Below are 24979 nucleotides of genomic sequence, written 5' to 3' on the forward strand. Positions count from 1 at the left end.
TTGACCATGAATGATAACCATTCTTATCATGCACTGCATGACCACGTACTGCCAAGTCACGGGCAAGCGCCCGGTGTTCGGGAAGAGCGTCTCCCACTCCCACCGCCGGGTGAGTCGACGCTGGAACCCCAACCTCCAGTCCAAGCGCTACTGGGTCCCCTCGCTGGGCCGGACGGTCCGCCTGACGGTGAGCACCCAGGGCATCAGGATCATTGACGCCAAGGGCATCGACGTCGTCGTGGCCCAGATGCTGGCACGTGGGGAGAGGATCTAGTGGCCACCAAGTCCAAGGACCTGCGTCCCGTGATCAGGCTGGTCTCCACCGCCGGCACCGGCCACACCTACGTGACCCGCAAGAACCGCCGCAACACCCCCGAGCGCCTGGTCCTGCGCAAGTTCGACCCGGTCGTACGCCGCCACGTGGAGTACAAGGAGACCCGCTAATGGCCAAGAAGTCCAAGATCGCCGCCGAGCTGCGGCGCCAGAAGGTGGTCGCCCGCTACGCCGAGCGACGGGCCGAGCTGAGGAGGGCCTCGGTCAACCCCCACCTGACCCAGGCCGAGCGGGACGCGGCCATGGCCGCCCTGCACGCCCTGCCCCGCGACGCCTCCCCCACACGTCTGCGCAACCGCGACGCCGTGGACGGCCGACCCCGCGGCTACCTGCGGGTTACCGGCACCTCACGGGTGCGCTTCCGCCAGATGGCGCTGCACGGCCAGCTCCCCGGCATCGTCAAGTCCTCCTGGTAGGGCGCCAGCCCCACGGGCGACGGGCCGGACCGCGTCATACCCATACCTGTGGGCCGCCACCCGGCCCGACCCACGGGCAACGGGCTGGACCGGGCCGGGAACCCGACCGGTCCGACCGCCCGCTCCGGCCCACGGAGGCAACGGGCCGGTTCCGCCGTGCGGCAGCAGGCCGGCCCCGCCAGCAGTCACCACCTCGACCGCCTCCGGCTCCTGCCCGCCACCCGCTCCGGCCCCTCCGGCCCGTCCGTACCCACGCCAGCCCACCACTTCCGTCCGTACCCACGAAGGAACCTTATGAAACCCGGGATCCACCCCGACTACCATCCTGTCGTCTTTCGCGACAAGAGCGCGGACTTCGCCTTCCTGACCCGCTCCACCATGACCTCCTCCCAGACCATCCAGTGGGAGGACGGCAGGACCTACCCGGTGGTGGACGTGGACGTCTCCAGCGCCTCCCACCCCTTCTGGACCGGGCAGGGCCGCATCCTGGACACCGCCGGGCGGGTGGAGAAGTTCGAGCGCCGCTACGGAAAGCGCAGGCGCTGAGCCGCGACGTCCCCTCGACAGCACCGTACCGGTCGCACAGATAAGGAGAACCTATGAAAGTCCGCGCCTCAATCCGGTCCCTGGCCAGGCAGCCCGGCTCCACAGTGGTGCGCCGCCGCGGCCACACCTACGTCATTAACAGGAGGAACCCCCGGTTCAAGGCCCGCCAGGGCTGAGCGCGCCCGGACCCTCACCCAGCGTTCGGGTGCTCGTCGCCCTGTCCCGCACGGGGCCGCGGCCGGCGGTGTTGCACATTCATCCTGGAGGTGCCGACGGAGCGCTGGCGTCATTTCAACGTTTTACCTCCCCGAGCAGGACCCTGGGACAGGATGAATGTGCAACTCGGCCGCCGTTGCACATTCATCCTGGTTCTCGGACCCGACACCACTACAAGGATCCGCATGATCCCGCCATTTTATGATCGCTGATCGTAAAATGAATGTGCAGGTCCGGATCCGAGGTACCTCGCAGGCCCCCGGCCCCACCGGGTAGGGGAGCCAGCTGGCGGACCCGGTGTCCCTGGTGCCCCCAGCGCTCCCGGCCCCACCGGGTAAGGGACCGGGCGGCATCCTGGGTCACCCGACCCCGGGCCAGCACCCGCTGGCGGACACGCCGGGCCGCGCACCTACCGCCATGCCAGCAGGACGTGCGTACGGCCAGGTCCGGGCGCAACGGGTCTATCGCCGTCTCTCGGGCCACGCGGGCTATTGGACAGGAGCAGGTCCTGGGCAGGCCCCACGCGCGAGCTGGCCTGAAGTTCACCCACCCGTACCCGGAGGTGGGCAAACCCCACGCGCAGGGTCTGGTCGGACCTCACCGCCTTCAACTACCGCCAGGCCAGGGGCAGGCCCCCACGCGCAGGGTTTGGTCTCGGCGGTGCGGGCGCTCGCGGACCGTGACGACGGGCAGGCCCCCACGCGCGGGGTTTGGTCTGGAGCCAGGCAGGTTACGTCCTCCCGGGCACGGGCGCCCCGGCGGACGGAGCCGGGACCCGACAGACCACGGCCCTCAGGCCGCCGGGCTGGTCAGGTCCACGTCCTGCCCGCGTCGCAGGACCCGCACCGGGGCCAGGTCGGCGTCGGTGACCACCACGTCGCCCCACAGGCCCGGCAGGAGGGCGCCAATGCTGGGGTCGCCCAGGATCCTCGCGCCCTGGACGCTGGCCGCGTAGACGGCGTCGACCAGGCCCACCCCGTTCCTCCAGGTGGTACGGACCACGTCCAGGAGGTGGGCGGTGCCCCCGGCGATCGAGCCGCCCTGGGTCAGCCGCGCCACCCCGTGCGTGACGGTGACCGGCTGGGAGCCCAGGACGTAGTCGCCGTCGGGCATGCCGGCCGCGGCCATGGCGTCGGTAATGAGGACGACGTCGTCCCGCCCCAGGGTCTCGAACATGTCCAGGACGATGGCGGGGTCCAGGTGGACGCCGTCGCCGATCATCTCCACCACGCACTCCCCGCGCCGGGCCGCCGCCAGGAACTCCGGCACCGGGCCGGGGGTGCGGTGGTGCATGGGGCGCATGCCGTTGAACAGGTGGGTGGCCGTGGAGCGGGACGAGCGCACCGGCAGACCCGTCTCCTGGCGGGCGGCAATACGCGCGGCGGCGTCGGCCAGGGCGGCGCGCACGGGGGCGGCGTCGGAGTCGGTGTGCCCGAAGGAGGGCAGGGCCCCGCCGTCGATCAGCGCGGCCACGACGCCGTCGTGGCCGGTGACGCCCGGCTTCTCCGGGGCGATGGTCATGGTGGCCACGTACCCGCGCCCCAGCTCAATGAGCTCGCGGGTCAGGGCCGCGTCGGGGTCGACAATGTAGGTGGGGTCCTGGGCGCCGCAGCGCTCCACCGAGACAAAGGGGCCCTCGAAGTGGATGCCCGCCAGCTCCCCGGCCTCGCACAGGTCCGCCAGCACCCGCGTGCGCTCGCGCAGCACCTCGCCGCTGGCGGTGACGCAGGAGGCCACCAGGCTGGTGGTGCCGTGGCGGCGGTGCTCCAGGACGGCGGTCATGGCCTGCTCGGCGGTCTCGGCGTTGGGGAAGGACTCCCCGCCGCCGCCGTGGCAGTGGACGTCCACCAGGCCCGGCAGGAGGTAGCCGCCCTCGGGGGCGGGGGAGGCGGCCTCCAGGGCCCGGCCGAACCCGGCGCCCCGGGCGTCCTGGGCCCGGCCGACCCAGGCGATATGACGGTCGGTGACGACGACCAGTCCGTCGTCAAGGATCTCGTGGGGGGTGACGACTCGTCCGCGCAAGGCGGTCGTGGCAACGCTGCTCATGGGGTCATGCTAGCGCGACGCCCTGGCATTGTCAGACGTCCTACGTCCCTGCTGGCGGTCCCGCGGGTCGGGACTGCGGAGCCGCGGCACGGGCCCACCCCACCCGTAGCCGCCGCGAGCGCCCGACCAGCGGGCGGAGTCAGGGGCGACCATGCCATGGCAGCCGCAGCCGCCTGCCCACCTCAGGCGGCCAGGCGCCTGCGCACACGCTCCAGGGCCCGGGCTACGTCACGTTCCACCCGGGCCGACGGCGGGGACCCGCCCAGCCAGGTCAGCCCCTGGGCCACCGGGGCCACGGCCACGAGCCTGCCCCGGTCCACCAGCAGGGGCCGGAACATGCCGTTGGACGCGGGGCAGATCAGGCGCTCACCGGCGGCGTCGGTCAGGCAGGTACGGTCCTGGTAGCCCACGTGGAGCTCGTCGAAGGAGGGCAGGAACAGGGTGGCCTGGGCACTGCGGCGGTGCGCGACCAGGAGGTCAGGCAGGTCGGCGCGCGCGTAGCAGGTACCGGGTGCGGGCCTCCTGCCGGTCACCGCGGGCAGGGGCCGCAGGGCCGTGTCCACTCGCGCCACCGGCACCTGTCCGCTGGCCGTGTCGTAGGCGGCTGAGCTCGTGAGCTCGACGGCGTCCTCCAGGGCCTGGGCGGCCTGCGAGCGGGGTAGGCCGGTCCACCGGGCCAGGTCGGCGACGCTGACCGGCCCGTGGCCGAGGGCGTAGCGGCGGGCGATCTCGGCACAGGCGGCACGGTGCCCGGCGCCCCCGTGGCGCACGTCCGCACCCGCGGGACCGCGGTCGGCGTCGGGCAGGGAGCGGGCGTCCACCACCAGGTGCTCGTTACCGCGCCTGGGGCCCTGGACCAGGACGCCCTCACGCTGAAGACGTACCAGCAGGTGGCGGCGTCGGTAGGAGATGACGTCCCGCCCCTCGGCGGACCCCATGAGCCCGGCCTGGTCCCAGGCCTGGAGCAGCACCGCGCGTGGCAGCGGCCCGTGCTCGGCCAGGAGCTCCAGGGCGACCTGCGCGGCCTGGGCGCACAGGGCCTCGTCCATGCCGAGCTCGGCCTCGGTGCGCCTGGTCCAGGCGTCGCTGCGGTGCATGAGGGTGGCACGCAGCCAGTGGTGGTCAGCGGCGGTGGTGACGTGGACGGTGCCGCGCATGGGCCAGGACCGCACCAGCTCACCGGCATCAAAGGCCGCCTCGACGTCGCTGCCGCCCGCGCCCGCGCAGCGCGCCACCAGGGCGTGGGGCACGGCGGAGACCTGCTGGCCCTGGACGGCGAGCTGGCGGCGCACCGCCTCGACGGGGGTGGGGGCGGTGGTGGCGGCCACCAGCCCCTGGGCCAGTATGCGGGCCAGGCTCATGTCGCGCAGGGAGACCGGCACGGGTGCGTCCTCTCACGGAGTGTCCTCTGGTGCGGGGCAGGATTCTAGCTGGGCCTTCCCGGCAGGCCGCGGACGGCGGGGCTGGCGTACCGACGACGACGTACCCTCATCGGCGACGACGTACCTTCGTTGGCGGGGACGTGCCTTAAGGGTACGTCCTCGGTGACTAACGTACGTCCTCGGCGACTAAGGTACGTTGCCGCCGACTAACGTACGTCCCCGGCAACCAACGTAACCGTCCCCGGCAACCCGGCGAACAGCAAACCGTCAGAAGAGGCGGGAGCTGGGGTCGTCCATGCCCCGCATGGCGTCGTAGTCCAGCACCACGCAGCGGATGCCGCGGTCCTGGGCCAGGACGCGCGCCTGCGGTCTCAGGGTCTGGGCCGCGAAGACCCCCTGGACGGGCGCCAGCAGGGGGTCGCGGCCCAGCAGCTCCAGGTAGCGGGTCAGCTGCTCGACGCCGTCGATCCCGCCCACGCGCTTGATCTCCACCGCCACGCTCCCGCCCGAGGGGTCCTTGGCCATAATGTCCACCGGCCCGATGGCGGTGGGGAACTCCCGACGCACCAGGCGGTACCCGGGCCCCAGGAGCTCGATCTGCTCGGCCAGGAGCTCCTGGAGGTGGGCCTCCACCCCGTCCTTGGTCAGCCCCGGGTCCACGCCCAGGTCGTAGCTGACGTCGGAGAGGATCTCGTAGAGGCGGATGACCAGGCGGTCGTCGGTCCTGGCGGCGCTCACCTCCCAGCACGCCCTCACCCCCGCCCTGACGTCGTCGGCGTCGGGCTGCGTCTCGGTCATGTGCGCGGGCGGGCTCATCCAGTTCAGGGGCTTGTAGGAGCCGCCGTCGGAGTGGACCAGGACGGAGCCGTCCGCCTTGATCATAATGAGGCGGGTGGCCCGGGGCAGGTGGGCGTCCAGGCGCCCGGAGTAGTCCACGGAGCAGGAGGCAATGACGACACGCACCAGGCCACTCTAGCGGGAGGGACCCGGCCCCACGCACCCAGGGCAGACCGGAGCAGGGCAGAGGCAGGGTAGCTGGCCCTGACCCGCCCTCGAACCCATGCGCAGGACAGAGCCGACGCCTGCCTGGGACCGGGGAGTACGCGCCCTGACGATGGGACCGGGCTCACTGGCCCCACCTAACCTGGGCGCCGTGGGCTCGACGGGCTGAGGAGGGCGCGGTCCCTGGCGGCTAGCCCCACCTACCTGGGCGCCGTGGACTCCAGCCAGGCCACCAGGGCGGAGTGGGAGTCCTCGTGCATGGCCAGCTCGAAGACGACGTCCCCCGAGGTACAGGGCACCTCCACGACCTTGGAACCGGCCCCCCGGCGCCTGGCCGGGCCCATCTCCAGGTAGCCGCGCGCCCATATGCGCGCCGGGGACGGCGCCAGCGACATGAGCCGGTACCAGCGCAGGGCGTCATTGGTGAACATGGCGACCCCGCTGCTCCAGCGGGTGGTGTGGGACGGTCTCCAGGCGCACTCAAAGGAGCCCAGCCGCCCGGCCACCGAGCGCAGGCGGACGACGAAGAGCAGGGCGAGCAGCACCAGCAGGGCGAGGGCGAGGACCGTACCCAACCACGCCTGACTGCTCATGACCGCTCTCCTCTCAGTAGGCCTCGCCTGAGGCCGGTTCCGTTCCCGATGCCGGGGACGGCTCGGGGGCCATCGCCTCGTCACCGGCCTCGTCCGCCGCCACCGTGACCGTGTCGTGGTCCACCGAGCAGAAGCCTCCCCGGACAGGGACGGCGACCGCCTCACCCTCCAGCGGGGTCAGGCGGACCCGCCCGGTGCCCAGGATAGCCACAATGGGGGCGCGCCCGGGCAGCACCCCGAGCTCGCCGTCGACCAGGGGCACGGAGACCTGCGAGACCTCCCCGCTCCAGGCCACGCCCTTGGACCGGGAGACGATCTGGACGCTCAGGGCCACGGCGCTCACCCCTTCTCCAGCTCGGCGGCGCGGCGTTCCAGGTCCTCGACGCCACCGATATTGAAGAAGGCCTGCTCGGGCAGGTGGTCGTAGTCGCCGTCGGCAATGCGCTTAAAGGCCTCGACGGTCTCCGACAGGGGCACCGTGGAGCCGGCCACCCCGGTGAACTTCTCTCCCATGTAGAGGTTCTGGGACAGGAACTGCTCCAGGCGTCGGGCCCGGGCCACCGTGACCTTGTCCTCCTCGCCCAGCTCGTCCACGCCCAGGATGGCGATAATGTCCTGGAGCTCCTTGTTCTTCTGGAGGATGGACTTCACCCGGGTGGCCACGTCGTAGTGCTCCTGGCCCACGTACTGGGGCGCCAGCAGGCGGGAGGTGGAGGCCAGCGGGTCCACGGCCGGGTAGATGCCCTTGGAGGCGATCTCACGGCTCAGCTCGGTGGTGGCGTCCAGGTGGGCGAAGGTGGTGGCCGGGGCCGGGTCGGTGTAGTCGTCGGCGGGCACGTAGATGGCCTGCAGGGAGGTGATGGAGTGCCCGCCGGCGCTGGTGATGCGCTCCTGGAGCAGACCCATCTCGTCGGCCAGGTTGGGCTGGTAGCCCACCGCGGAGGGCATGCGCCCCAGCAGGGTGGAGACCTCCGAGCCGGCCTGGGTGAAGCGGAAGATATTGTCAATGAACAGCAGCACGTCCTGGTGCTGGACGTCACGGAAGTACTCGGCCATGGTCAGGGCGCTCAGGGCCACCCGCAGGCGCGTGCCCGGCGGCTCGTCCATCTGGCCGAACACCATGGCGGTCTTGTCGAAGACCCCCGCCTCCCCCATCTCCACAATGAGGTCGTTGCCCTCACGGGTGCGCTCGCCCACGCCGGCGAACACCGACACGCCGCCGTGGTTGAGGGCCACACGCTGGATCATCTCCTGGATGAGGACCGTCTTGCCCACGCCGGCGCCACCGAACAGGCCGATCTTGCCGCCCTGGACGTAGGGGGTGAGCAGGTCGATGACCTTAATGCCGGTCTCCAGCATCTGCTCCTTGGACTCCAGCTGGTCGAAGGCCGGGGGCTGGCGGTGGATGGGCCAGCGCTCACTGACCTCCAGGACCTCGCCGGGCGCCAGGTTGAGCACGTCGCCGGTGACGTTGAAGACGTGCCCCTTGGTGACGTCGCCCACCGGCACGGAGATGGGGGCGCCGGTGTCACGCACCTGGGTGCCGCGGACCAGCCCGTCGGTGGGGTTCAGGGAGATGGTGCGCACAATGTTGTCGCCCAGGTGCTGGGCCACCTCCAGGGTGATCTCGTGCGCGTGGGTGCCCTCACCGGTGGCCTGGACGGTCACCTTGAGGGCGTTGTACATCGCGGGGATCGCCTCGGGGGGGAACTCGGCGTCGACGACGGCGCCGATGATCCGGGTGATGTGCCCCGTTCCCGGGGTCGGTGAGGTGGTGTCAGCCATGGTGCGTTCTTCCGTGTCCGTTGTGGCAGGTAGGTCTGAGGGGCCCGACGCCGGGCGCCCGGCTGAGCGGCGCGCCCCGCTCGGCTACTCCGGGCCCAGGGAGTCCGCCCCCGAGACGATCTCGGTGATCTCCTGGGTGATGTCGCTCTGGCGGGCGGCGTTGGCCAGGCGCGTGTAGGTGGTGATGAGCTCCTCGGCGTTGTCGGTGGCCGTGTGCATGGCCTGCTGGCGGCTGGCGAGCTCACTGGCGGCGGCCTGGAGGAGGGCGTTGCGGATGCGTGAGCACACGTAGCGGGTCAGCAGGGCGTCCAGGACGGCGTCCTGACTGGGCTCGAACTCGTACAGCGGGGAGGAGTCGAAGGTCTGGGCGTCGGCGTCCTCGGAGCGGTCGAGCTCGCCGGGGCCGGTGACGTCCACGATCTTCAGCGGCAGCATACGACGCACCTCGGGCACCTGGGTGACCATGGAGACGTAGCGGGTGAAGACGATGTGCAGCTCGGCCACCCCGCCGGCGGAGACGGGGGCCAGGAAGTACTCCAGGAGCACCCTGGCCAGCTCGTCGATGGAGTGGTCGCTGGGGCGGTCGGACTCCCCCACCCAGGAGTACTCCACCGCCCGCCCGAGGAAGGAGAAGTAGCTCTGGGCGCGGCGCCCGAAGGTGAAGACCATCGGCTCCCTGCCCGACGCGCTCAGCTGCTCCAGGAGCTTCTCGGACTCCCTCAGGATGGTGGCCGAGTAGGCCCCGGCCATGCCGCGGTCGGAGGTGACCACCAGGACCGCCACCCGCTGGGTGTCGGTGCGCCTGCGGGTGATGGGGTGGTCGTCGAGGTGGGAGTAGGTGCCCAGGGCGGCCACCGCCTGGCTCAGGGCGTCGTCGTAGGGCCCCGCCTCCTGCGCGTTGCGGCGTGCCGCCCCGATCCGGGAGGAGGCAATGAGCTCCATGGCCCGGAAGACCTTCTGGAGGGTCTGGGTGGAGCGGATACGCTGCTTGTAGACGCGCTGGTTGCCGGCCACGTCAGCTCCTGCTCACGACGATCTGCTCGACCGTGTGCTCGGCCCCCGCGGGCTCCTCGGGGGCGGCGGCCTGGGCGCCGAGCATCTGGCCTCCGGACAGGTAGCTGGTGCGGAAGGACTCCACGGCCTGGCGCAGCGCGTCCTCGGTGTCCTTGTCCAGCACGCCGGTGCTCCGGATGGTCTCCAGCACCGTGGAGTTGCGGCGCAGGTGGTCCAGCAGGGAGGCCTCGAAGGTCAGCACCTCGGAGACCTCCAGGTCGTCGAGGTAGCCGTTGGTGCCGGTCCACACGCTGGCGACCTGTTCCTCGACCGGGTAGGGCGTGTACTGGGGCTGCTTGAGCAGCTCCATGAGGCGCTCGCCGCGGGTGAGCTGGGCGCGGGTGGCGGCGTCCAGGTCGGAGGCGAATATGGCGAAGGCCTGCATGGAGCGGTACTGGGCCAGGGTGAGCTTGAGCGTGCCGGCCACCTGCTTCATGGCCTTGACCTGGGCGGCACCGCCCACGCGGGACACCGAGATGCCCACGTCCACGGCCGGACGCTGGTCGGAGTTGAACAGGTCGGACTGGAGGAAGATCTGCCCGTCGGTGATGGAGATGACGTTGGTGGGGATGTAGGCCGAGACGTCGTTGGCCTTGGTCTCGATGACCGGCAGGCCGGTCATGGACCCGGCCCCCAGGTCGTCGGAGAGCTTGGCGCAGCGCTCCAGCAGGCGGGAGTGCAGGTAGAAGACGTCGCCGGGGTAGGCCTCACGGCCCGGCGGGCGGCGCAGCAGCAGGGAGACAGCCCGGTAGGCCTCGGCCTGCTTGGACAGGTCGTCGAAGACGATCAGGACGTGCTTGCCGGCGTACATCCAGTGCTGCCCGATGGCGGAGCCGGTGTAGGGCGAGAGGTACTTGAAGCCGGCCGGGTCGGAGGCCGGGGAGGCCACGATGGTGGTGTACTCCAGGGCGCCGCGCTCCTCCAGGGCGCCGCGCACGGCGGCGATGGTGGAGCCCTTCTGCCCGGTGGCCACGTAGATGCAGCGCACCTGCTTGTCCGGGTCCCCGCTGTCCCAGGCCGCCTTCTGGTTGAGGATGGTGTCCAGGGCGACGGCCGTCTTGCCGGTCTGGCGGTCGCCGATAATGAGCTGGCGCTGCCCGCGGCCGATGGGGATCATGGAGTCAATGGCCTTGAGCCCGGTCTGGAGGGGCTCGTGGACGGACTTGCGGGACATGACCCCGGGCGCCTGGAGCTCCAGGGCGCGACGCCCCTCGGCCTGAATCTCCCCCAGGCCGTCAATGGGCCTGCCCAGGGGGTCCACCACGCGCCCCAGGTAGGCGTCGCCCACGGGCACGGACAGGACCTCACCGGTGCGGCGCACCACCTGGCCCTCGTCGATGCCGCCGAAGTTGCCCAGGACCACGACGCCGATCTGGCGCTCGTCGAGGTTCATGGCCAGCCCGGCGGTGCCGTCCTCGAAGGTGAGCAGCTCGTTGGCCATGACGCCGGGAAGGCCCTCGACGTGGGCGATGCCGTCGGCGGCGAAGACAACGTGCCCGACCTCCTCGGCAGCAACCTGCGCGGGCCTGTAGGACGCGGCGAACTCGTTCAGGGCCGAGCGGATCTCCTCGGGCCTGATGGTCAGCTCTGCCATCTGTCGTCTCCTTGAGTGTACTGGTGTGTGGTCTGGGTACCGGCGGCGCGACCGGGCGGGCTCATCCCGCCAGGCGGGCGCGCACGTCGGCGATGGTGGCGCGTACGGTGTGGTCGATGACGTGGCTCTTGACGGTAATGCGCGCCCCCCCGATGACCGCGGGGTCCACCACCGTGTTGAGATCCACGGCGGTGCCCAGCCTGCGGGTCAGGATAAGGCGCAGGCGCCTCTCCTGGGCCGTGGTCATGGGCTGGGCGGTGACCACGTCGGCGATGGTGCGGTGCTCGATGGCGGCCGCGCGCTCGGCCACCCGGCGCAGGTTGTAGGGCACCCCGCCGACCGCGATCTCCGGCTGGTGGCGCACGCACCAGCGCACCAGGCTCATGGCGGGCGCGGAGACGTGGGTGGCGAAGACCCGCTCGGCCAGGCGTACGCGCGCCTCGGTGCTGGTGCGCTTGGAGGGCTGGAGGGCCTGGCGCAGGGCGGGGTCGGCCGCCAGCAGGTCGGCGACGGCGAAGACCTCCTGCTCGATGTCGCCCACCGTGCCGTCGGCGTGGGCGCCAATGAGGATGGCCTCGATCCCCAGGTCGTGCAGGGCGGAGATGAGGTCCACCGGGCGGGACCAGCGCCCGCGCACCATGGCCTGGAGCAGGTCCACCACCCGGTCGTCGACCTTGCCGGTGAAGAGCCGTCGGGCCAGGTCGGCCTTGTCGTCGGGCTTGCGTCCGGGGTCGGTCAGGGGGCCGCGCAGCGGGGCGACGGCCACCTGGTGGGCGACGTCGAGGATCTGCTGGCCCAGCTCCTGGCCCTGCGCCCCGGCGGAGCGCAGTACCGGGGCCCAGGCCTGGCGCACGGTCGCACGGGTGGCGGCGGTCCCGGTGTTCACCGCAGCTCCTCCACCGCGGCCCCGTTGTCAATGCCGTGGGAGGTCGGGGCCGCCTCGAGCTCGTCGAGGAAGCGGTCAATGACCCGGGCGCTCAGGTCCGTGTCACGCAGCTGCTCGCCCACGATCCGCTCGGCCAGGGCGGTGGCGAGCAGACCGACGTCGGTGCGCAGGGAGATCTGGGCGGCCTGCTTCTCAGCCAGGATCTGGCGGCTGGCGCCCTCCTGGATGGCGGCGGCGTCGACCTGGGCGGCCTGGCGCGCCTGGGCGATAATCTCCTTGGCCTGGTTCTGGGCGTCCTGTCGGATGTGGGCCGCCTCCAGGCGGGCCTCCTGGACCAGGCGCTCGGCGCGCTTCTCGGCGTCGGCCTGCCCCTCCTCGGCCTTTGCCGCCAGCTCCAGGCCCTTCTCAATGCGCTCGGCGCGCTCGTCGAGGAGCCGGTAGATGCGCGGCAGGCCGTACCTGCCCACCACCAGGACAATGAGCAGCAGGACGACGGCGGCCCAGAAGATCTCGTAGGCGGGAGGCAGGATGAACGCCGTCCCCCCGCCCTCCTCCGCGGCGGCGGCAATGACCGGGAGCATCACTTGACAATGAGCGGCAGCACGAAGCCGATCAGGCCCAGGGCCTCGACCATGCCGGCGCCAATGATCATGTTGGTGAACAGGCGGCCTCCGACCTCGGGCTGGCGGGCGGTGGCCTCCTGGGTCTTGCCCACGAGGACGCCGATGCCCAGGGCGGGCCCCAGGGTGGCCAGGCCGTAGCCAATGTACGCGTAAGCAGCCACGGTCATGTGGTTCCTCCTTGTGTTGCCCCACCCGCGGGTGGGTGTTGGGTTGGACAGTAGGGACGGCTGGTGAGGTCGGTGGGCCGCCAGCCGCCGGCGTCAGTGGGCCTCGATGGAGAGCTTGATGTAGACGCCGGACAGGATGGTGAAAATATACGCCTGCAAGACGGCCACAAAGGCCTCAAAGAGGGTCATGATGACCATGGCCGCACCGGTCAGGGCGCCCAGGGGCGAGGTGGCCTGGAGGTGGAGCAGCAGGCTGGTGGTGCCGAAGTAGGTGATGCCCAGCAGCAGGTGGCCCGAGACCATGTTGCACAGCAGACGCAGGGTGAGGGTGACCGGCCGCACCACCAGGTTGGAGAGGAACTCGATGGGGGTGATGAGCAGGTACATGCCCTTGGGCAGGCCCGGGGGGAAGAGCTGGGAGGCCAGGAAGCGGCCCAGCCCCCGCTCACGGATGCCCGCGCCGATGAAGACCACGTAGGTCAGGGCCGCGAAGGTCATGGGCACGGCCACCACCGAGGAGGCGGCAATGTCAATGCCCGGGATAATGCCCGCGATGTTCATGGCGAGCACCGCCCAGAACAGGGTGGCCAGGACGGGGGCGAAGCGCTTGCCGTTCCTGGGGCCCAGGAGCTGGACGGCGATACCGCCGCGCACGAAGTCGGCCGCGAGCTCCAGCACCGCCTGCCCCCGGCCGGGGACCATGGTCAGGCGACGCACCCCCAGGACCACCACCAGGCACAGGGCCAGGCCCATGACGATCCGCGCCAGGATCAGGCGGTTGAGCTCGTAGAAGGTCCCCTCGCCCACGATGGCGTGGGGGAAGAAGTCCTCCACGCTGGGGCTGTGCGGCTGGGTGCTGAAGGCCGGTACGGCCGTGACGACGATGACCGCGCACAGGAGGACCACGAGGACCCAGTACCAGCGTGGCTTGGCATACGCCTTGGGTACCACCCGAGGTGTCACGGTATCGTCGGTGACTGTCTGCATGGGCAGGACGTCCTCCTGAGTCTACGAGTCAGAGCCTGGGTCCAGGTCGTGTGTCGGTCCCCATGGTACCAGCCTTGGCGTCCGCGCATTCACTGAAACGGATAATTGGCACCGGGAAGGATAAATTGGGCAGGTCCGGGGCCTGGCCCGCGGGCAAGGCGGACCCCGGCTGGCCCCGGGCACTCGGTGGGCTCGCCTGGCCCCGCCCGGGGGCGCTCAGGGGCCGAGCGGGCCTGGCGTGGGGGCCAGCCCTGCCTCGCCTGCCAGGGCGTCGCTCAGGGGCGGGGGCCCGCGTCAGGCTCCACCACGAGGATCCGCGTGCGTGCCAGCACGACGGTCTCGGCGAGCAGCCCCGTAAGGACCGCGACAATGAGTGAGGTACCGATCATCCGGGTGCCCAGGCCTGCGACCTTCCCGACCACCACGGCCGCCGCCAGGATCCCCAGGCGCAGGACGTAGCCGGCCGCCACCCAGGCCGGCACGAGCCCGGTACCGGAGCGCACCATCCGCCCCAGGACCAGCCAGATGGAGGACAGCAGCGCCGTGGTGGCCGCGGCGGACACCAGGAGGGTGGGCAGCGGGCGGCGCGGCTCTCCCAGCAGGGTCCAGGCCACCTGCGCGGCGACCAGGACGCAGGAGGCCCCCAGCAGCAGGCGCCGCAGGCGGGCCACGGCCCCGGTCAGGGCCGGGCGGGCGGCACCCGTCCCGGCACCGGGCCCCGCACCGAGCCCGGTGCCGGTCCCGGTAGCGGTCCGGGCACCAGTCCTGGCACTGGGCTCGGCAGCGGTCCCGTCCTCGGTTCCGGCGCCGGTCCCGGTAGCGGTCCGGGCGGTCTGGGTGGCCCGGGCGTCCTGGGACCGGGTGGTGGGCTTTGTCATTGTCTCTCCTTGGCCGGGTGGGTGCGGCGCCCCGTGCGGGGCGGGGCGTGCCGGCCGGGCATGTTGCGCGGCAGCGGCAGGAACAGGCCGGGTACGAGGTTGCTGGTCAGGGGGACGGCCACCAGCACCGCCCCCACCGTCGCCGCCCCGACCGCCGGGGCCGGGAAGAAGGACAGGGAGGCCACTGAGAAGGCGGTGATCGCCGTCCACATGTACATGACCAGGACGGCACGGCGGTGGGAGTGGCCCCGGGCCAGGAGCCGGTGGTGCATGTGCATACGGTCGGGGTGGAAGGGGCTGAGCCCGGCCCGGGTACGGCGCACCACCGCCATGACCATGTCCGTCAGAGGCAGCAGGAGCACCGCCACCGGGATGATAATGGGCAGGAACACGCCCACCGCGCTGGTGGTCGGCAGGCTGGCGGGATCCACCTGGCCGGTGACGATAATGGTCACGGCCGCCGAGATCAGGCCCAGCTGCATGGAGCCGGAGTCGCCCATGAAGATGGTGGCGGGGTTGAAGTTGTGAGGCAGGAAGCCCACGCAGATCCCTATGAGGGCGCACACCAGGGTGGCGGCCTGGGAGCTGAAGGATCCCGGGGAGGTAAAGCGTGTGAGCACGTAGACGTACAGGAAGAAGGCAGTGGCGCCGATCCCGATGACGCCCGCCGCCAGGCCGTCCAGGCCGTCAATGAAGTTCACGGCGTTAATGGCCACCAGGACCACCACGATCGTGGTCCCCAGGCTCAGGTTGGCCGAGCCGATGGTCAGCCCGCCGATAGGGAAGGTAATGAGCTGGACGCCCTTCCAGGCCATGACCCCGGCGGCCAGCACCTGCCCGGCCAGCTTGGTCATCCAGTCCAGCTCCCACAGGTCGTCGATGACGCCCAGGAGGCACACCAGCCCCGCCCCCAGGACCACCGCCCAGGCGCTGGAGTTCATGACCCCGGCCAGGTAGGGGATGTGGCTGGCGACGGTAATGGCGACGGTGAAGCCCGCGTACATGGCCAGCCCGCCCAGGCGCGGGACGGGGGTGACGTGCACGTCCCGCGAGCGCACCGGGGACAGCGCGTTGGCCACCAGCGCAATGTGGCGTACCACGGGGACCGACAGGTAGGTGACGGCGGCGGCAATGAGGGCGACCAGGACGTAGACCTTCACGCCGTCTCCCCCGCCCGACGCGGCCGGGCCGACCCGCGAAGGGTCCCGCCAGCGTCCCCCCCGGCCCCGGGATCTGCGGCCGTCCCGGCCCTCGCGGCCGCGGTCGTGGGCTCCGCGGCTGTGGTCCTGGGCTCCCCGGCCTGGGGGGGCAGGGGCCGGGTGGTGGCGCCCCGCGGCAGGGTCGGGGCAGCACCCTCGGCCCGGGGGGGCAGGGGGGTGACGCCCTCGCACCCGGCCAGCACCGCATTGAGCGCGTAGCGGGTCAGAGCGCCGTCGCGCAGGACGGCGGGGGCGGTGGCGTGCGCCCCGGCCAGGGTCAGGATGGTGGAGGGGACCGGCCCGGGGGTGGGGCCGCCGTCGAGCAGGGCGATGGGGGCGTGCGCGGCGGCGGCCTCGGCGGCCTCGGGCAGGTCCGGGATCGGGCGCACCCTGCCGGGGAAGGCGGCGACGGCGTCGGCCGCGCTGGTGGCGGGGGGCCGTCCGGTGCGGTTGGCGCTGGTGACGGCCATGGGGCCGGTGGCGGCCAGGAGGGCCAGGGCCAGGGGGTGGTCGGGCATGCGCAGGGCCAGGGTGCCGCCGGTCTCCCCCAGGTCCCAGCCCAGGTGCGGCACGGCGTCCAGGACCAGGGTCAGAGCCCCGGGCCAGAAGGCGTCCACCAGGGCGCGTCCGGCCGCGGGGAGGGCGGCCACGAGGCCGTCCAGGGCCTGGGGGCCGGGTACCAGGACCGGCGGGGGCGCCTGACGGCCCCGTCCCTTGGCGGCCAGGAGCCGGGCGACGGCGTCCCCGTCCCGGGCGGTGGTGCCTATGCCGTAGACGGTGTCCGTGGGGAGGATGAGGAGACCGCCAGCGCGCACGTACCTCGCGGCGCGGGCCACGTCGGTGGTGGGTACGGGGTCCGTCTCAGGGGCAGTCACGCGCCTATCCTCCCACGCCCCGGGGCCCACGGGCGGTACCCGACCGCGAGGCGGTCGGCCGACGAGCCGGTCACGCCGGCCGGGTCGGCGCCGTCATGAGGACGGTCAGCGTGGTGGGGCCGTCTGGCTGCGGGTGCTCGGCGACCACGAGCACCTGGGCCGTGCCCCCGGCAGGGGGCAGGACCGCGAGGTCGGAGTAGCCGAAGGGGGTCTCAGGGCCCGTCAGGGCCGCGCACGCCTGCCAGGTGCGCCCGCCGTCCTCGCTCACCGAGAGCCTCCCGGCACGTCGGGCGCGGGGAGAGGAGGCGTGGGAGAGCAGCAGCCGCCCGTCGTCCAGGGCCACCAGGCCCGCGTTGCAGCCGGGGTCGGGCAGGTCGTCGGCGTGCAGGAGCTCGCCCCAGGTCTGGCCGCCGTCGGTGGACCAGGACGTCCAGCGGGTCCCGCCGTAGGCGCCGTCACGGGCGCTGGTGACCAGGCGCCCGTCGGGCAGCTCGGCCAGGGCGTGCTCGTCGGTCCCACTGGTGGCGGCGCCGCCCGCCAGGCTGGTGGCCTCGGTGCCGGGGACGGCGGGCAGGGGCGAGCCCAGGCGCCAGGTGTCCCCGGAGTCGTCGGACAGGAGCGCGGCCGAGCGCACCGGGCGCGAGCCGTCGGGCCGGGGCGTCAGGGCGGCGACGACGGGCTGGACGAGGCGGCCCGCCCAGGGGCCGTGACGCAGCCGGGTCCCGTGCCCGGAGGCCGGGAAGACGACGGCTCCCCGGGGCCAGGTGGAGCTGGGCAGGCAGACGTCGGTGATGTCCGACCACCGCCAGGTGGTCCCGCCGTCGTGGGAGACGGCGTGGAGCAGGCGCAGGGTCCCGGGCTCGGGGGGCTGCCCGGGGACAGCGGGGTGGGTGGGGGTACGGGCGCCGAAGAGGCCGGTGCCGGTGGAGGCCGACGCCAGCAGGTGGACGACGCCCCCGGAGCCCACTGTGAGGCAGGGGTCCGAGAGGCCGGTGACGCCGGGCAGGCCGGGGTCGAGCCGACGCGGTGGCCCCCAGAAGCCCCCGCTGCCGGTGCGCAGCCACAGGCTGTTGGGGTTGGGCAGGTCGTCGGGAAGGGCCCCGCCCCTGCCGGCCCAGTCGGTGGGGCGTGGGACGGGGCGGTGGTCGTGGGCCAGCAGGAGGCGCCCGCCGGGCAGGCGGACCAGGGCGGGTACGCGCAGGCTGTCCCCCTGGTGGGCGCCGGGGACGTCGGCGACGCTCATTCGGGTCATGGTCCGCGCAGGGTCCACTGCGCACCTCCTTAGGTCTCAGGTACGGGGCAACGGTGTGTCTCAGGTACGGGGCGGCGTGGGGCCGCCTCACACCAGGCGGCGGGCGGCGGCCCAGCGGGTGAGCTCGTTGCGGTTGGACAGCTGGAGCTTGCGCAGCACGGCCGAGACGTGGGTCTCAATGGTCTTCACGGAGATGAACAGTTCGCTGGCGGCCTCCTTGTAGGTGTAGCCGCGGGCGATCAGGCGCATGACCTCACGCTCCCGGGCCGAGAGGCGGTCCAGCTCGGAGTCGGCCACGGCCACCTCCCCGGGTGCGCCGAAGGCGTCCAGCACAAAACCCGCCAGGCGCGGGGAGAAGGCGGCGTCACCGGCGGCCACCCGGCGTACGGCCTGGGCCAGGTCGGTGGCGGAGATGGCCTTGGTGACGTAGCCGCGCGCCCCGGCCCGGATGACGCCGACCACGTCGTCGGCGGCGTCGGAGACGCTCAGGGCCAGGAAGCGGGTGGTGGGGACGTCGTGGCAGGAGGTGACCACCTCGGCCCCTCCCCCGCCGTTGCCCCCGGGCAGGTGGACGTCCAGGAGGACGACGTCGGGGGTCAGGGCGTGGACGGCGGCGACGGCGCCCTCGACGTCGTCGGCCTCGGCGATAACCTCCAGGTCCGGGGCGTGGGCCTCGAGCTCGGCACGCACCCCGGCACGGACCAGGGGGTGGTCGTCCACCACCAGGAGGCGTAGGGAGGTGCCTGTCATGTCTTCCTCGTTACGTGCTGGTCTGCGTGCCGGCGCCCTCACCTGAGGGCCTGACTTGACCGGGGACCGCCGGGGCCGGGCACGGACCGTTCCGGCAGACGCGGGGCGCGGACGACGGGACGGGTCAGGGCCCGGGTGCGGGGGCCGCCATGAGGTTACACCGTCGGGTCCGCTGCCGCGGGCAGGCACAGCCTGACCTCGGTACCGCTCCTGAGGCGCCGGACCTGCGCGCTGCCGCCGTGGCGCTCCATGCGCCCTATGATCGACTCGCGTACCCCGTGGCGGTCGGCGGCCACCTCCTCCAGGCTGAACCCCGGCCCGTGGTCGCGTACGAAGACCTCGACCCCCTCACCGGTGGCCTCCACGTACAGGGAGACGGGCGGGGCGCCGTGGCGCACCGCATTGGACAGGGCCTCTCGGGCGGCGGCCACGACCACCTCGGTGTCCCGGTCCGGGACGCGGTCCCCCACGCAGACGGTCTCCACGGCCACCCCGTGGCGGTCCTCGACCTCCCCGGCCAGGTCCCGGAAGGCGTCGGCCACGGAGGTGCCCGGCTCGGGGCGGTCGGTGTAGAGCCAGGCACGCAGCTCACGCTCCTGGGAGCGGGCCAGGCGGGCCACCGTCTCGGGCTCGTCGGCACGCTTGCGGATGAGGGTGAGGGTCTGCAGGACGGAGTCGTGCAGGTGGGCCGCGATATCGGCGCGCTCGGCCTCACGGGCCTGCTCGGCGCGGGAGTCGGCCAGGGCCCGGTTGGTGCGCAGCCAGACGGGGGTCAGGACCAGGGCGGTGACCAGTACCAGCGCGACCCCGATGACCGCGCCGGTCAGCAGGGCACGCGGGGGTGTGTCCGCCCCGATCCACAGCAGGATGCCCACACCGGCCAGGGCCACCCCACCGACCAGGCGTGTCAGGGCCCCCCAGTCACGGCGGTCGGAGGTAATGGCCTCCGCCTGGGACCAGGCCAGGGCGGTCCCCGCAGCCACCAGGACCATGGGGCCGACCACGCCGATGTCCTGGCTGCTGCCCAGCGCCCCCTGACGCCACGCCAGCAGGAGCAGGGCCGCCAGGAGCAGGGCGCCCCCGCCCAGGAGCTGCTTGAGGCGCGGGGTGAGCCAGGTGTCCACGGGTTGCTCCAGACGGCTGGCCAGGCGGCTGCGGGCGGGCGGGCGGGCGCCGACGGCCTCCTCCCAGGGGTCGCCCCTGGGCACGAGCGCCGTCAGCAGGACGTAGAGAAGGAGCCCGGAGCCCTTCACGAGGCACAGGGCGACCAGGACCAGGCGGACGCGGACGACGGGGATCCCGAAGTGGGCGGCGAGTCCGGCACCCACTCCGGCCACCAGGGCGCCGGGGCGCGCCAGCCACGGGCGGGCCCCGGTACGGGGGGCGTAGCGCGAGGGGGAACGTGGAAGGCGCCTGAGAGGCAGCCGACCTGGGGCAGCGGACGACGCCGTGGTGGTCATGGGCCCATGGTGGCACGGCGCGGTGCCGCCAGGGCGACTCCCAGGAGGAACTCGGGGCAGAACCAGGGACCGGTCAGGGTGATCCCTGATGGCCCCGGGGCGCGGGTGCGGGCACCCTGGTCCCATGAGTAGCTCCCAGGTCCCTCCCCCCAGCGGGCCGTCCACCGACCCAGCTGGTCAGAACAGCACCCCCGACCCAGCCAGCCCGGCAGGCCAGCCCACCGGTCAGCCCGGCGCCGCTCCGAACGGCACCGCGCCCGGCACTGGCCCAACTGGCACGGTGCCCCCGCAGGCGCCCCCTTACGGCCCCGGCGGCCCGGTGCCGCCCTACGGCCCCGGCGGCCCCAGCGGCCCGCGCCCGGCGAGTGCGAGCTTCTTCGCCTCGATGCGGCGTCTTGGCATCGTACGCAGTGACGAGCGGTGGGTCGGGGGCGTGGCGGGCGGCGTGGCCCGTCGCCTGGGTGTGGATCCGGTCCTGGTCCGCTGTGTCTGGCTGGTGCTGAACGTCTTCACCGGCGTCAGCCTGATCCTCTACGGCCTGGGGTGGCTCCTCCTGCCCGAGGAGTCCGACGGCAGGATCCACGCCGAGCAGGTTCTTCACGGTCGTGTGGAGGCAGGCCTGGTGGGTGCCGTGGCCTGCATGGTCATTGGCACACCGGCCTTCACCTACGACGTGTTCCCGTTCTGGTCCACCGGGTCCTGGGCCGGTTCCGTCCTCGTCTCGATCCTGTGGACCGGCCTGGCCGTGGGCGGCGCCTACTGGCTCCTCCAGCAGAGGCGGGCCGCCCGGTACGGGGACTCCTGGGGCGCGCACGGCGCCTACCAGGCCGGGTCGGTCCCCGGCCCCCAGCCCGATCCGGCCCGGGGGCAGGCCCCTCGGCCCGCCTCCTACCCGGCACCCACCGCCACGTACCCGGGCCCCCATGCGTCGTCCCCGGGCCTCCGGGCGCCGTACCCGGGCTTCCCTCCCCGAGCGGTGCGTCGTGCCCTCGGGCCGGGCCGGAGCCTGAGCCTCCTGGTCCTGGGGCTGATCCTCCTGGCCTCGGGGTGCACGTGGGTACTGAACCGGACGGGTCACCTCACCCTGGTCCAGTGCGTGATTCTGACCACAGGTATTCCGCTGGTGCTGCTGGGGGCGGGACTCATTATCTCCTCCCTGCGCGGCCGTCGCGGGGGCTGGATGACGGGCCTGGGCTGGTTGGTCGTCCCCGTCGCCCTGCCTATGCTGGCCGTCACCTCCACCATGCCCCCGGGGTCGGTTGACGCTGGCTTCAAGCCCTACCCGGTCACCATCGTGGTCACTGACGCCATGCTCCAGGGCACGAGCCCCGACCACCCGCTGGACCTGGGCAGCTACGTGGCCGGGAGCGTGACCGTCGACCTGCAGCAGGTCAGCGACCTCTCAGTAAAGGCCCATGCCCGGATCACCATGGGCGTGGGGGACGTACAGGTCCTGACCAGGCAGGGGCAGCCGCTCCAGATCCGCTCCTCGGTGTCCCTGGGGGGCACCACGGGCAGGTTCGTCAGCCGCTGGAGCACCTCCGGGGACGCCGTCGCCCAGTCCGGCGGGAGCTCAGGGGACGACCCGGGCACGTACCTTCCCAACGGGGAGGAACCCCTGGAGTACTCGATGAGGCAGACCACCGCGGGGCACACGGTCAGGTTCACCTCCCCCACCGCCACGGACGACAGGGGCCTGGACCTGGACGTGTCGGTGGGGACCGGCGACGTGCGTGTACGCGAGGACCGTACTGACAGCGTGACCTGGTACGGCAGCACCTCCGAGCACGTCTGGGTGGTGGACAGCTGGACCGGGGCCGACGGCGTCGTCCACGACGGGGACGACCTGCCCGTCCCCGGGATGACCCACCCGGCAGTCTCCTCCAGGACCGCCACGGAGTGCGTCCGCAGCGCGCTCGACGACGTCGACGACAGGCCGGGCTACGACTGGAGCTCCGTCAACGACCTGAGCTCCAGGGAGCGCCACCGCTACGACTCCTGCGTGTCACAGGCCCTGAGCACGCCGTCTCCGACAGGCACCGGGACCGCCTCCCCGGACGGGGCCCAGCCGGAAGCCACCCAGCCGGGAGCGACGCCGAGCCCTGCCGGCATGACGACACCCACACCCACCGCCGTACCCACGCACTGAGGAAAGACACCATGCACAGCAGCGCGAGCACCCCGTCCGCCTCCCCCTCGGCCCGGACCCCGGGACCCGCCCCGGACCCCGCAGACGCCGGTGCGGGGAGCCCGACCACCTGGAGCCTGCCAGAACCCGGCTCCCAGGCGGAGCCGCGGGCCGGGACCACCGGCACCACGTCCCCGAGCACCCCGGGCGACCTGCCGCAGGACACGGTCTGGAGCGCCCGGACCCACGTCCCCGCCGCGGCCCCGGAGCCGGCCCCGGGCGGCCTGCGTACGAGCACCCTCGTGTGGGGCGTCCTCCTGGTGGTCCTGGGCGGTCTCCTGATCGCCACCGCCATGGGTACCCGGCTCAACCTGGGGATCGTCAGTATCGCCATAGTAGGAACAATCGGAGCGTTCATGGTACTGCTCGCCCTGATTCCGTTCCCGCGAGGCCCGCGTCACTGAACGCCGCTCTCACGAAGGAGCCAGCCCCAGACGAACCCGTACCGACTTCTGGAGCCGCTATCGCGGAAGGAGCCAACTGGGGGCGTTCCCGGTCCCGACACGACCGGGAACGCCCCCGTCTCCGCCTCCTCCGCGAGGGCGGGGCGGGTGCGGGTAGCGGTCTCAGCGCTGGTAGACGACGGCCTTCTTCAGGTTCTCCACGGCGTCGTCCCCGAGGTAGTACCGCACGATCTCCAGGCCCAGGTCGACGGCGGTGGCCATGCCCCGGCTGGTGAACAGGGTCCCGTCCACCACCACGCTGTCCTGGCTCACCAGCGCCCCGTGCTCGGCCAGGACGTCGGTGAACGCGGGGTTAGAGGTCGCCCGGCGGCCCTCCAGCAGGCCCCGGCGCGCCAGGATCGACGGCGCCGCGCAGATCGCCGCCACCGGCCGCCCGGCACGCACCCGGGCCTCCACCTCCGCCATCAGGGGCTCACAGGCGTCGAGGTTGGGGGTGCCGGGAATGCCCCCGGGCAGGAAGAGGAGGTCGTAGTCGGCCAGGTCCACCTGGTCCAGGACGTGGTCGCAGGTCAGGGTGATGCTGTGAGAAGAGACCACCTGGACCTGCGGCCCCACGGCGATCATGTCCGTGCGAATCCCCGCCCGGTAGAGGAGGTCCACGACGGCCAGGGCCTCCACCTCCTCCAGGCCGGGGGCAATAAGGGCCGCGACGCGGTGGCTGGTTGCTGGGACGAACTGGGCCATGACTCCTCCTGGTGCTCGGGACCCCCTCAGGCTACGCCGTCGGATCCGCTCCTGGGGCCCGGCACACGGGAGGCCCGGGCGCATTCAGGGCAGGTACCCACGCCCCTGAGCGCACGGGGAGTGGGGAATCCTACACATTTCGGGCTGGCACTGTCAGCACACCCTGGGCGCACGGGGAGCCTAGGGGCGTACCAGTACCGGCGACCACGCACCCGTAGGCGGCACTGGCGTACGCGATCGCGACCTCAAGCCCGTACCAGTACCGGCAACCACGCACCCTGCCAGGAGACGCGCCACGACACGGGGTAACGCGGGGTACCGACGCCGTCGTGGCCCCGAGCGAGACCCCGGGGCCGCGACGCGCCCGTACGCGGCCACGTGAGGGGGACTGGTCCAGGACCAGAGCAGACCGTGTGTGGGGAGGTCGGCGTGGGGAAGGAACGCCGCAGCCCGCTCGGGCCGTCCTCACTTCTTGGCCACGAGCTTCCACGGTACCATAGCCTTAGAGGCTAGGTGGTCAACGTGCTGCTGATCGGTCCTGTTCACCTCGCCCTTGTAGCGGAAGACCGAGGGGTAGTAGCCCTCGGACCGGGAGTAGCCCTGCCCGTACCCCTGCCCATACCCGTGGTACTGGTAGACGGAGTAGGCCGGTGACTCGTAGTCCTGGGCCTGCTGCACCTGCTGGGGGGTCAGGGCGACAGCCACCAGCGGCCTGTCCGTGGTCTGCCCGCACAGGGCGGTGTCCTTGAGGATCGTGACGCTCACCGTGAGGGCGTGGGCGTACCCGTCTGCGGAGATGCTGGCGTCCGTCACGGCACAGGCCGGCACGTCCAGCCGTACCAGCAGGTAGGAGTCCTCCCCCAGGAGCTCCTCCCCGGTGTCCCCGGTCAGTGCCACGTCCCGGTTTCGGGTGGACAGGGCCACGGAGGAGTCGACCACGGGCGCCGAGGCCACCGCCTGGGGGTGGTCCTCCGCCAGCCACTGGTAGTAGGTTCCCTGCACGGAGGCCGTGGAGACGTTGGCCTGGGTGTAGCCCTGGTTCCTAGCAGCGTCGGGCAGGACGGTCATGAGCGTCGGGGTGTCAGCGGACAGGACCGAGTCGTCCTGGGTCGGGAAGGCCTGGGTGGCCGAAGGAGTGACGCGGGTAATGGAGGGCGTCGACCACTTGAGGATGTCGTCGGCCCACGTAGGCCTGGGGGCGGCGGGCTTCGGAGGGTCCCGGTTGACCACTACCAGGACGAGAATGGCAATGAGGACCAGTCCCAGGACCGCGCCCACGCGCTGCACGGCATAGGCGGCGTCGGAGGGCTCATTGGCCTCGGGGTCGCGGTACTGCCAGGCGGAGGTGGTGCTCCACATCGACTCCGGGGAGATGGCCGCCCACAGCAGGATCAGCGCCATGGCTACGACTAGGACCGCAAACACGTGGGACTCCTCTCGGTACCGGCCGACAGCCTTTGAGACACCCCCCACAGTACACCGGCCCCGGCACTCGTACCGTGGTAAGACCGTTACCCGGTCCTGGCCCTCGCCCCCGCCGTCCACGGCCTCCCGTCTCTTTTGACGGGCGGCAGACCACCTGCAACCTCGCCCCCGCCGT

The 24979-nt window shown here is 72.3% G+C and carries 26 protein-coding genes and 1 pseudogene; 7 read left to right on the plus strand and 20 right to left on the minus strand.

The window, feature by feature from the left end; translation table 11 throughout:
- Nucleotides 1–37 precede the first annotated feature (37 nt).
- The 5 genes from rpmB to JJJ15_RS03095 all read left to right on the plus strand — a co-directional run bounded on the left by rpmB (nucleotide 38) and on the right by JJJ15_RS03095 (nucleotide 1471).
- The gene (gene rpmB, locus JJJ15_RS03075; protein ID WP_165271584.1) at nucleotides 38–274 is read left to right on the plus strand and encodes a 50S ribosomal protein L28; all 237 of its coding nucleotides are present in this window, start codon (nucleotides 38–40) and stop codon (nucleotides 272–274) included.
- A complete protein-coding gene (gene rpmG, locus JJJ15_RS03080) occupies nucleotides 274–444 on the plus strand; it encodes a 50S ribosomal protein L33 (protein WP_106109428.1) in 171 nt (56 codons plus the stop codon). The genes rpmB and rpmG overlap by 1 nt, the downstream gene beginning before the upstream one ends.
- Nucleotides 444–749 carry a 30S ribosomal protein S14 gene (rpsN, locus tag JJJ15_RS03085; protein ID WP_200511412.1) on the plus strand — a complete coding sequence of 102 codons (306 nt, stop codon included), beginning with the start codon at nucleotides 444–446 and terminating at the stop codon, nucleotides 747–749. Before rpmG ends, rpsN begins: the two co-directional genes overlap by 1 nt.
- 294 nt (nucleotides 750–1043) lie before the next feature.
- Nucleotides 1044–1295 carry a type B 50S ribosomal protein L31 gene (locus JJJ15_RS03090; protein WP_200511413.1) on the plus strand — a complete coding sequence of 84 codons (252 nt, stop codon included), beginning with the start codon at nucleotides 1044–1046 and terminating at the stop codon, nucleotides 1293–1295.
- A gap of 53 nt (nucleotides 1296–1348) precedes the next feature.
- Nucleotides 1349–1471, plus strand: a complete 123-nt coding sequence (locus JJJ15_RS03095; protein ID WP_106109431.1) for a ribosomal protein bL36 — start codon at nucleotides 1349–1351, stop codon at nucleotides 1469–1471.
- Nucleotides 1472–2303: 832 nt separating this feature from the next.
- Here JJJ15_RS03095 and JJJ15_RS03100 read toward each other — a convergent pair.
- The 18 genes and pseudogenes from JJJ15_RS03100 to JJJ15_RS03185 all read right to left on the minus strand — a co-directional run bounded on the left by JJJ15_RS03100 (nucleotide 2304) and on the right by JJJ15_RS03185 (nucleotide 20043).
- On the minus strand, nucleotides 2304–3557 hold the full coding sequence (locus JJJ15_RS03100) for an amidohydrolase family protein (RefSeq protein ID WP_200511414.1): 1254 nt from the start codon (nucleotides 3555–3557) through the stop codon (nucleotides 2304–2306).
- Between the two features lie 182 nt (nucleotides 3558–3739).
- The gene (locus tag JJJ15_RS03105) at nucleotides 3740–4918 is read right to left on the minus strand and encodes a crosslink repair DNA glycosylase YcaQ family protein (RefSeq protein ID WP_200511910.1); all 1179 of its coding nucleotides are present in this window, start codon (nucleotides 4916–4918) and stop codon (nucleotides 3740–3742) included.
- A gap of 288 nt (nucleotides 4919–5206) precedes the next feature.
- Nucleotides 5207–5902, minus strand: a complete 696-nt coding sequence (gene nucS, locus JJJ15_RS03110; RefSeq protein ID WP_106109433.1) for an endonuclease NucS — start codon at nucleotides 5900–5902, stop codon at nucleotides 5207–5209.
- 239 nt (nucleotides 5903–6141) lie between these two features.
- Complete coding sequence (locus JJJ15_RS03115; RefSeq protein WP_106109434.1) at nucleotides 6142–6534, minus strand: DUF2550 family protein; 393 nt, start codon at nucleotides 6532–6534, stop codon at nucleotides 6142–6144.
- A 13-nt stretch (nucleotides 6535–6547) separates the two neighbouring features.
- On the minus strand, nucleotides 6548–6877 hold the full coding sequence (locus JJJ15_RS03120) for a F0F1 ATP synthase subunit epsilon (RefSeq protein WP_348641488.1): 330 nt from the start codon (nucleotides 6875–6877) through the stop codon (nucleotides 6548–6550).
- On the minus strand, nucleotides 6874–8319 hold the full coding sequence (atpD, locus tag JJJ15_RS03125; RefSeq protein WP_200511415.1) for a F0F1 ATP synthase subunit beta: 1446 nt from the start codon (nucleotides 8317–8319) through the stop codon (nucleotides 6874–6876). The genes JJJ15_RS03120 and atpD overlap by 4 nt, the downstream gene beginning before the upstream one ends.
- An 84-nt stretch (nucleotides 8320–8403) precedes the next feature.
- Complete coding sequence (locus tag JJJ15_RS03130) at nucleotides 8404–9333, minus strand: F0F1 ATP synthase subunit gamma (protein WP_106109436.1); 930 nt, start codon at nucleotides 9331–9333, stop codon at nucleotides 8404–8406.
- Between the two features lies 1 nt (nucleotide 9334).
- On the minus strand, nucleotides 9335–10966 hold the full coding sequence (atpA, locus tag JJJ15_RS03135; RefSeq protein ID WP_200511416.1) for a F0F1 ATP synthase subunit alpha: 1632 nt from the start codon (nucleotides 10964–10966) through the stop codon (nucleotides 9335–9337).
- Between the two features lie 61 nt (nucleotides 10967–11027).
- Complete coding sequence (locus JJJ15_RS03140; RefSeq protein ID WP_200511417.1) at nucleotides 11028–11852, minus strand: F0F1 ATP synthase subunit delta; 825 nt, start codon at nucleotides 11850–11852, stop codon at nucleotides 11028–11030.
- On the minus strand, nucleotides 11849–12433 hold the full coding sequence (locus JJJ15_RS03145; RefSeq protein WP_200511418.1) for a F0F1 ATP synthase subunit B: 585 nt from the start codon (nucleotides 12431–12433) through the stop codon (nucleotides 11849–11851). Before JJJ15_RS03145 ends, JJJ15_RS03140 begins: the two co-directional genes overlap by 4 nt.
- Nucleotides 12433–12642 (minus strand): ATP synthase F0 subunit C, encoded by a 210-nt coding sequence (gene atpE, locus JJJ15_RS03150; protein WP_200511419.1) that lies wholly within the window; start codon nucleotides 12640–12642, stop codon nucleotides 12433–12435. Before atpE ends, JJJ15_RS03145 begins: the two co-directional genes overlap by 1 nt.
- A gap of 93 nt (nucleotides 12643–12735) precedes the next feature.
- Nucleotides 12736–13629, minus strand: coding sequence for a F0F1 ATP synthase subunit A (gene atpB / locus JJJ15_RS03155; protein ID WP_200511420.1), 894 nt, complete (start codon nucleotides 13627–13629; stop codon nucleotides 12736–12738).
- A 275-nt stretch (nucleotides 13630–13904) separates the two neighbouring features.
- Entirely contained in the window at nucleotides 13905–14507 is a 603-nt protein-coding gene (locus tag JJJ15_RS03160) for a pseudouridine synthase (protein WP_246742131.1), read from the minus strand.
- Nucleotides 14504–15667, minus strand: a complete 1164-nt coding sequence (locus JJJ15_RS03165; protein ID WP_200511421.1) for an MraY family glycosyltransferase — start codon at nucleotides 15665–15667, stop codon at nucleotides 14504–14506. Before JJJ15_RS03165 ends, JJJ15_RS03160 begins: the two co-directional genes overlap by 4 nt.
- A 260-nt stretch (nucleotides 15668–15927) precedes the next feature.
- Nucleotides 15928–16542, minus strand: a pseudogene (locus tag JJJ15_RS03170) (L-threonylcarbamoyladenylate synthase); the annotation flags it as partial.
- 109 nt (nucleotides 16543–16651) lie between these two features.
- Nucleotides 16652–17824, minus strand: coding sequence for a sialidase family protein (locus JJJ15_RS03175; RefSeq protein ID WP_246742132.1), 1173 nt, complete (start codon nucleotides 17822–17824; stop codon nucleotides 16652–16654).
- A gap of 96 nt (nucleotides 17825–17920) precedes the next feature.
- A complete protein-coding gene (locus JJJ15_RS03180) occupies nucleotides 17921–18583 on the minus strand; it encodes a response regulator transcription factor (protein WP_200511423.1) in 663 nt (220 codons plus the stop codon).
- A gap of 155 nt (nucleotides 18584–18738) precedes the next feature.
- The gene (locus JJJ15_RS03185) at nucleotides 18739–20043 is read right to left on the minus strand and encodes a PspC domain-containing protein (protein WP_200511424.1); all 1305 of its coding nucleotides are present in this window, start codon (nucleotides 20041–20043) and stop codon (nucleotides 18739–18741) included.
- 124 nt (nucleotides 20044–20167) lie between these two features.
- Between JJJ15_RS03185 and JJJ15_RS13385 the strand changes: the two genes are divergently transcribed.
- On the plus strand, nucleotides 20168–22192 hold the full coding sequence (locus JJJ15_RS13385; protein ID WP_200511425.1) for a PspC domain-containing protein: 2025 nt from the start codon (nucleotides 20168–20170) through the stop codon (nucleotides 22190–22192).
- 11 nt (nucleotides 22193–22203) lie between these two features.
- Nucleotides 22204–22635 carry a hypothetical protein gene (locus tag JJJ15_RS03195; protein WP_200511426.1) on the plus strand — a complete coding sequence of 144 codons (432 nt, stop codon included), beginning with the start codon at nucleotides 22204–22206 and terminating at the stop codon, nucleotides 22633–22635.
- Between the two features lie 162 nt (nucleotides 22636–22797).
- On the opposite strand, the gene JJJ15_RS03200 is transcribed toward JJJ15_RS03195, so the two are convergent.
- Together JJJ15_RS03200 and JJJ15_RS03205 are read right to left on the minus strand one after the other, a co-directional pair.
- Nucleotides 22798–23379 carry a DJ-1 family glyoxalase III gene (locus JJJ15_RS03200; RefSeq protein WP_200511427.1) on the minus strand — a complete coding sequence of 194 codons (582 nt, stop codon included), beginning with the start codon at nucleotides 23377–23379 and terminating at the stop codon, nucleotides 22798–22800.
- 465 nt (nucleotides 23380–23844) lie between these two features.
- Nucleotides 23845–24804, minus strand: a complete 960-nt coding sequence (locus tag JJJ15_RS03205; RefSeq protein WP_200511428.1) for a DUF6199 family natural product biosynthesis protein — start codon at nucleotides 24802–24804, stop codon at nucleotides 23845–23847.
- Nucleotides 24805–24979: the final 175 nt, after the last annotated feature.

This window comes from Actinomyces sp. HMT897, from assembly GCF_016626125.1.
Lineage (GTDB): Bacteria > Actinomycetota > Actinomycetes > Actinomycetales > Actinomycetaceae > Actinomyces.

What these genes read in the sequence shown, in the direction of transcription:
- JJJ15_RS03185 (WP_200511424.1), bottom strand. Translation starts at nt 20,043, where the DNA reads ATGACCACCACGGCGTCGTCCGCTGCCCCAGGTCGGCTGCCTCTCAGG.
- rpsN (WP_200511412.1), top strand. Translation starts at nt 444, where the DNA reads ATGGCCAAGAAGTCCAAGATCGCCGCCGAGCTGCGGCGCCAGAAGGTG.
- JJJ15_RS03105 (WP_200511910.1), bottom strand. Translation starts at nt 4,918, where the DNA reads ATGAGCCTGGCCCGCATACTGGCCCAGGGGCTGGTGGCCGCCACCACC.
- JJJ15_RS13385 (WP_200511425.1), top strand. Translation starts at nt 20,168, where the DNA reads ATGAGTAGCTCCCAGGTCCCTCCCCCCAGCGGGCCGTCCACCGACCCA.
- atpA (WP_200511416.1), bottom strand. Translation starts at nt 10,966, where the DNA reads ATGGCAGAGCTGACCATCAGGCCCGAGGAGATCCGCTCGGCCCTGAAC.
- atpE (WP_200511419.1), bottom strand. Translation starts at nt 12,642, where the DNA reads ATGACCGTGGCTGCTTACGCGTACATTGGCTACGGCCTGGCCACCCTG.
- JJJ15_RS03195 (WP_200511426.1), top strand. Translation starts at nt 22,204, where the DNA reads ATGCACAGCAGCGCGAGCACCCCGTCCGCCTCCCCCTCGGCCCGGACC.
- atpB (WP_200511420.1), bottom strand. Translation starts at nt 13,629, where the DNA reads ATGCAGACAGTCACCGACGATACCGTGACACCTCGGGTGGTACCCAAG.
- JJJ15_RS03180 (WP_200511423.1), bottom strand. Translation starts at nt 18,583, where the DNA reads ATGACAGGCACCTCCCTACGCCTCCTGGTGGTGGACGACCACCCCCTG.
- JJJ15_RS03115 (WP_106109434.1), bottom strand. Translation starts at nt 6,534, where the DNA reads ATGAGCAGTCAGGCGTGGTTGGGTACGGTCCTCGCCCTCGCCCTGCTG.
- JJJ15_RS03095 (WP_106109431.1), top strand. Translation starts at nt 1,349, where the DNA reads ATGAAAGTCCGCGCCTCAATCCGGTCCCTGGCCAGGCAGCCCGGCTCC.
- JJJ15_RS03160 (WP_246742131.1), bottom strand. Translation starts at nt 14,507, where the DNA reads ATGACAAAGCCCACCACCCGGTCCCAGGACGCCCGGGCCACCCAGACC.
- rpmB (WP_165271584.1), top strand. Translation starts at nt 38, where the DNA reads ATGACCACGTACTGCCAAGTCACGGGCAAGCGCCCGGTGTTCGGGAAG.
- JJJ15_RS03100 (WP_200511414.1), bottom strand. Translation starts at nt 3,557, where the DNA reads ATGAGCAGCGTTGCCACGACCGCCTTGCGCGGACGAGTCGTCACCCCC.
- JJJ15_RS03175 (WP_246742132.1), bottom strand. Translation starts at nt 17,824, where the DNA reads ATGAGCGTCGCCGACGTCCCCGGCGCCCACCAGGGGGACAGCCTGCGC.
- JJJ15_RS03145 (WP_200511418.1), bottom strand. Translation starts at nt 12,433, where the DNA reads ATGCTCCCGGTCATTGCCGCCGCCGCGGAGGAGGGCGGGGGGACGGCG.
- atpD (WP_200511415.1), bottom strand. Translation starts at nt 8,319, where the DNA reads ATGGCTGACACCACCTCACCGACCCCGGGAACGGGGCACATCACCCGG.
- JJJ15_RS03090 (WP_200511413.1), top strand. Translation starts at nt 1,044, where the DNA reads ATGAAACCCGGGATCCACCCCGACTACCATCCTGTCGTCTTTCGCGAC.
- JJJ15_RS03200 (WP_200511427.1), bottom strand. Translation starts at nt 23,379, where the DNA reads ATGGCCCAGTTCGTCCCAGCAACCAGCCACCGCGTCGCGGCCCTTATT.